The sequence below is a fragment of the Brevibacillus panacihumi genome (assembly GCF_003710985.1).
Lineage (GTDB): Bacteria > Bacillota > Bacilli > Brevibacillales > Brevibacillaceae > Brevibacillus > Brevibacillus panacihumi.
In genome coordinates this window covers 1-5979 of record NZ_RHHT01000092.1, presented here as the reverse complement: position 1 = coordinate 5979, position 5979 = coordinate 1, and the positions used below count along the sequence as shown (strand labels likewise).

The 5979-nt window shown below is 32.8% G+C and carries 4 protein-coding genes; 3 read left to right on the top strand and 1 reads right to left on the bottom strand.

The window, feature by feature from the left end; genetic code table 11:
• Window positions 1-171: 171 nt before the first annotated feature.
• From EDM58_RS25385 to EDM58_RS25375, 3 genes are all read left to right on the top strand, one after another.
• A complete protein-coding gene (locus EDM58_RS25385; RefSeq protein WP_122915813.1) occupies window positions 172-1536 on the top strand; it encodes a recombinase family protein in 1365 nt (454 codons plus the stop codon).
• A 381-nt stretch (window positions 1537-1917) separates the two neighbouring features.
• Entirely contained in the window at window positions 1918-3192 is a 1275-nt protein-coding gene (locus EDM58_RS25380; RefSeq protein WP_122915812.1) for a hypothetical protein, read from the top strand.
• A gap of 324 nt (window positions 3193-3516) precedes the next feature.
• Window positions 3517-4236: a hypothetical protein gene (locus EDM58_RS25375; protein ID WP_148039361.1), complete on the top strand. Its 720-nt coding sequence runs from the start codon at window positions 3517-3519 to the stop codon at window positions 4234-4236.
• An 89-nt stretch (window positions 4237-4325) separates the two neighbouring features.
• On the opposite strand, the gene EDM58_RS25965 is transcribed toward EDM58_RS25375, so the two are convergent.
• Window positions 4326-5979 (bottom strand): hypothetical protein (locus tag EDM58_RS25965; RefSeq protein ID WP_122915810.1); only part of this gene is annotated, 1654 nt, incomplete at its 5' end.

The following is a 5979-nucleotide window of genomic DNA, read 5'->3' as shown; positions in this document are numbered from 1 at the left end:
TCCATAATTACATGCTTCGCCCACTTCTCTGGAATGTTGATGGTTGAAAATCTAAGAATGAGTGAGCAAACGCGAGAAAACATTAATTTATAGTGGGAGAGTTAAGTCTTAATTTTGGTGAGGGCGCATCGTATAGCGAAAGTAAGAACCTACTTAGGAGGTAATTCAGCTATGCGTTGTGCGATATATGCTCGTGTCAGTACTGAACTGGATAGTCAGAAAGATAGTGTCAATCACCAGATTTCTTTCTTTAACCGATTTGTTGAGGAAAGAGAGTGGACAATTTACGATATTTATAAAGACGAGGGAGTTAGCGGAACCAGCATCAAGGGGCGCGCTGAAATTCAACGTCTAATGAATGATGCAAGAGCGAAGAAGTTCGATTATGTTCTGTTAAAATCCATCTCCCGCTTCGCCCGCGATATTCAAGATGGGATAAACATGAAACGGGAACTGGACGCATTAGGCATTGGGATGATTTTCATTGAGCAGAACATTGACACAAAGTCATCCGACGGTGAATTGATGTTTTCTATTCATCTTTCTGTTGCTCAACAAGAAAGTGAGCAAATTTCGAAAAGGGTGAAGTTTGGTAGACGTGAAAAAGCCAATAAAGGTAAGTTTAATGGTTCACTCCCTCCTTTTGGTTATAAAAGGAATGGGAATCGTCTTGAACTTGACTTGCAATATTCCTCGTTTGTGAAGGAGATATTTAACCTATATATTTACGAGGATTGGGGACTACAGAGGATTGCCAAACATTTAACTAAGCTTGGTGTACCGACACCAAGAACAGTAGCAAACGCAAAAAATGCAGGTGCCTTATGGCAACAAAGTAGCGTTAAGGTCATATTGACTAATCCCATATACACTGGGAATATGATTCAGAACCGCAGCGAAGTCATAAGCATTCGGAATAAAAGTCGAAGATGTCTACCACAGGAACAGCAAACCATTGTTGCCAATACTCACCCCGCCCTAATAACAAAAGATGAGTTTGAAGAAGTTCAAGCTAAGTTGGCGCATAAAGGTAAACGAAGAAGCAACGGTCAGGAAAGCTTGTTCGCTCATCTTGCCGTATGTGGGGACTGCGGAACAGGAATGCACTATAAAAATGATAGGAAGGCTTACCAATGTGGAAGATACGGTAAGTATGGGAAGGAGTTTTGTTCACATCACTTCATCAAGGCGGATAAATTATTATATGATGTGTTAATAGTTCTTAAGGAACTAACCGAAAAGGGTATCAATAAATCCAAATTAATCGAAGTTGCTAAAAAAGAAGCAGGGAAACAAACGGCAACTTACGACGTGGAACTAAAAGATATTAAAAAACGAATGCATCAATTGACAAAAAAACAAAGCACCTTGTTGGACTTACTGAATGACAATGAACTGACCAGAGAAGAATGGAAAGTTCAAAATGAGGTCATACGGAATGAACTCGTACATTTGACCACAAGAAGACAGCAACTGCAATCTTATGCTAGAAAAGAAAAAGACATGGAGAGCCAACTCCATGTCTTTGAAAAATAAGTATCCCAACTAATTCATCTTAACATTAAGGATGAGAAGATATTGAAGCAATTCATTCATAAGCTCATCCACAAAATTGAAGTGTTCGATAGCGATAGCATTAAGATACACTTCAATTTCTTGAATCCAAGTACCGAGATGGGGGCATAGGATTAATCCTGCCCCCGCCATTTTAGCAACACTGTACACTCCACATGTGTGGAGTAATCAGTGAGAACAGCCTATCGAAGTGCTCTTGCCAAATACAAGACAATAATCTGAGAAGTCATGTTATTCACAAAGCAACGCTGATAACATAAAGAATAACTTTACATTATTGACCAAATATCTCATCATTACAGTATATCCTTCATATAACACAATACGAGCAGGTGTTAAAAGATGCAAATCGAAAACTTACTTTATGACTTATCTAAAGCCAAAAATCCGACTCATATATTAGTATCATGGAGCAGAATGGGAACGAAAGTAAGTACTGCTAAAGCTATTATTGCGATCGATGACTACGAGAAAAGCTTTCTTCCTTCAAATATTGTAAAAACACTTTATTCAGATAATAATGATTTTGTTCCGTATTTCCAATCATCTAAGCTCTATTTTATTGATAATGAAATATTAAACAATATGCTGTCTTCACAAAATAATGTAGAGATTCCTATTGATTACTCTATTATGTTTGACACAAACTATGCGAGCTATATTCACCAATTTGTAAATAATCCTTCAAGTAATTTAAATAACGAAGTGTTTACATCTATTGCGTTGTTATTACGAGAGAATTATCAGTACGATTTTAATTTTTACTTAATCGAAAACTCAAAAAGTATGGACTTAAATTCAATTTATGATTTTAGTGATTTCATACAAAATCACAACGAAATATATCAGAATATAATAAGTCTTGAGTTGTTCAAAAGTATAGATAATACTCTCTTTAAAAATACAGGAAAACTAAATTACACAATTACAAAAAGCGAAGCAACTCAAAAAGCAACTGACCTTATTACTACACTTTTTTGTACTAAACAAGGGATTGAATACTTGCAAAATTTCACATTCATGCAGAAACAAATGACCTTATTTTTAATTGGAATGCTAAATATACAATTCTCAAGTAATAAAAGTCCGCAAAAAAAAATATATGACTTATTTGATTTTATGAATGAAAAAGTTGGAGTCTACTTTGAAAGAGAATCTATTGTCGCCCATAGATACTTCAAAGAAAAAGGGAAACTAAGAATTTTTAGAAAAATACAAAAAAACGGAGATACTACTAAGATTCTTGAAACAATAAATAATATTGCATGGGATTTTGTTACACCACGTGTTATGGAGTTTTTTATGAGATTTGGTGGAGAAGGAAAGTTCTTTCTGCCCTTTATACTCTCTCATGATGCAGGTCTTAAAGAAATCTTACAACTCTTCAACGTCAAAGCTTGTTTAATTGACGAACATCTAGGATTTATTCCAGTTCCATCAATTAATACGCAAGATTATTATGAATCAGAGAATTGTACGATAGATTTTGAATCGTACTTTTCTAAAGAGAATAAATCAAAAAGAGCAACAACATTAAATAAAAATAGGGAAGTAATAGACCAGCTTATTAATGAAGAATGCAATAAACTAATTGAGACGATTTCGAAACCAAAGTAACATAATAAGATTTACCCGATACCGATACCTGATAACTAATTTACGCCGTAAGTGGGATCAGACTTCAATTCTGATCCCTAAATCAATCACTTGACATATAACATAGTTTGGATAGTTGTCTAAAATTATCTTTGCATGATGTTCGATAGGAGAGTGTGCCTTCTGTTAACTTCGCTTCGAAATTATATTGTAATACTTATTATTGTTCTAAGTATATTTATTTATTTTTATTTCCACCCATCAAATAGCTCTCAAACCGACATCTTAAAAACATTAATCAGCACTATTCTCGGGGGATTACTGACGGTATTTGTAACTTTTCGAGTGAACACTTACAATGCACAACAAAAGTCAGCTCTAGAGAAGAAAAAGGACATTTATATTCCAATTGAAGAAGAACTGAAAAGAATTTTGAAACAAAATGAAAAAGTGACTTACTGGGGAAGTTTAAGCAAATCTTTCGATTTTCCTGAAATCGACAAGCAGTTAGAGCGCTCTTATGTGTTTCTACCTAAAAAGTTAAAAAAAAGATTGCTTGATATTAAAGGTCTGGTTGAAGAACTAAAATCAATTAATCATTATAGTATCGCTGAGAATGTAATACTAAATAACTTTGAAAAAGCCCTGAAAGTATGCTACGGAGAAAAAGGGGTTGTAAAGTATGAGAATCCAGATGAGGGCATTTTCCATTATGAATTCCCTAAGCCATACGAAATTCTAAGATATGAACTCGCAACTCGAAAAACTATTGATAGTATGATCGAAAGTCCCTATGAAAACATTCAATTTTACGAAAGCATCTTAAATAGCTATGATGAGCCCCTCATAATTGAGTTGCCTGAACTATACGAGGACAGAAGCATAGGAGAAGGTGAATTCATTGCTGAGTTCTTTGACTTTTCAGATGAACTTTACGAGCATGAACAAATCAAATTCAAGCGTGAAATATATGAAGAAATCATACAGGAAATAAATGGTGCCTTAAAAGAACTCATGATTATCTTTAAATACATCAATACTAAATATGAACAAGATAAATATTGAACCATCTCGCAGTAAGAATTCTATGTTTGCTGACAAAAAAGCGGCGATTTGCCGCTTTTTTAAATAATGGAATCGTAAATTTTGAATATTTATCTATTAATTGATCTGATACAAGCTTCATCATTAATTTTAACAATAATTATTACTATTAATTTCAAGAATATCGAATAGTTTAATCTATGTAGCTCATCGTCATTTGTTTGTGTTCCATGTAAGTAGCTATTACGTAAATCTAACGAATTACTAAACTTAGATTTGTTTAAGTGATAATCGAAATAATCTTGCTCATTTTTAGTAAAAAGTTTGTTAACAGTGAAAAATACGTTTTCATTAATAAGTATATCAATCTCATCTCTTAATTTTGGAGTGCAATTCCAATAACTGATTACTTCATTGTAATACATGTCAGCAATTAGATTTATCCTAACTGGATTTGTAAATCGCAAATATCCATTTTTGTCTTCTTCAACTAACTGATTATTGATAAGCCATTCAATACGATTGATCTGATACTCCTGAAAATCATTCAATTTAACTCTTTCATTACTTAATAATTGATAAAAGTTATCATATTTTTCACCCAATCTCGGTAAATAAAATATTGTGCTCTGGTCGGAAAAAAGAAGGTTTGAAGCAATATCAAAAATGCCTTGGACGGGATACACATATTTTTTTTCAATACAACTATTGCAGTCCTTGAAGAAGGTATGGGACGAGGATACCTGTAATAATTCTTGATCAATCATACCATCTTCCAAATAGAGGTTATATTGCTTTAAGATTCGGTCAATTTCTGGTAATATTGCTCTACACTTTTCAAATTCAGAGGACGCATCTGTTGGCATCTTTACTATAAAATTGCTAATTCCAAATTCTTTGGATAAATACTCCATAAAGAACCATTCAATCATATCTTCTATCCTAACATGATAACTATTTAATACTTGCACATAACTTTGCATTTGAATTGTTGCCATCATATCCTTATGTCTAAATGCTGAAGAGATATTATAAAAATGTTGTGATCTAGTTATAAGAATTCTTTCGAAAGTTCCTATTTCATTTGATAGATTGACTAAATTTAGCCTCATTTGTAAATCAAAAAACTCAAAAATATAGATAAAGTTATTCCATAAGGTATTGAAATCCAGATTATCTTCAATCCAACTTCGACTTACACTACATTCGGAAATTAAACCATTTCGACTATAAATAACTGCTTCTTCTTGATCTGCAGGGTATTTTATTGTCACACCTGTTTCAATTCCATTTTTTCCATCAAATATCTTATCTATTTCTTCTTTGTACCTTCGTCTAGCTTTTAACTTAAGCCTATCTCCGATTTTTAATTCGTTATTACTCGGGAAGTTAACAATCATTTCAAGATGATTAATATTTGGACGTTCCGATTCGATATAATTTAGCACTATTATATCTTTATCGTTATCTGTTAATGAATTGGGCAAAAATGTTATATCCCCCTTTTCACTGTTATAAATATATTTGTGGAGTAAAATTTCTGCACCTTTACTATCTTGTAACATATGATCACGTAAAACTTCATCGAAATTATCTACTGTTCTCTTATATTTTAAAATTACCGAGTAATGAAAATTGCTTTCTTTTAAGAGGTTTCCAAATTCCACGTTTTCAATGTGTTTATAAATATTGTATCTATCTATTAACTCCCAAAAATCTTCTTTATAAATTATGTCAACTTCTTGTTTTTGGCAAGTAAGAAAT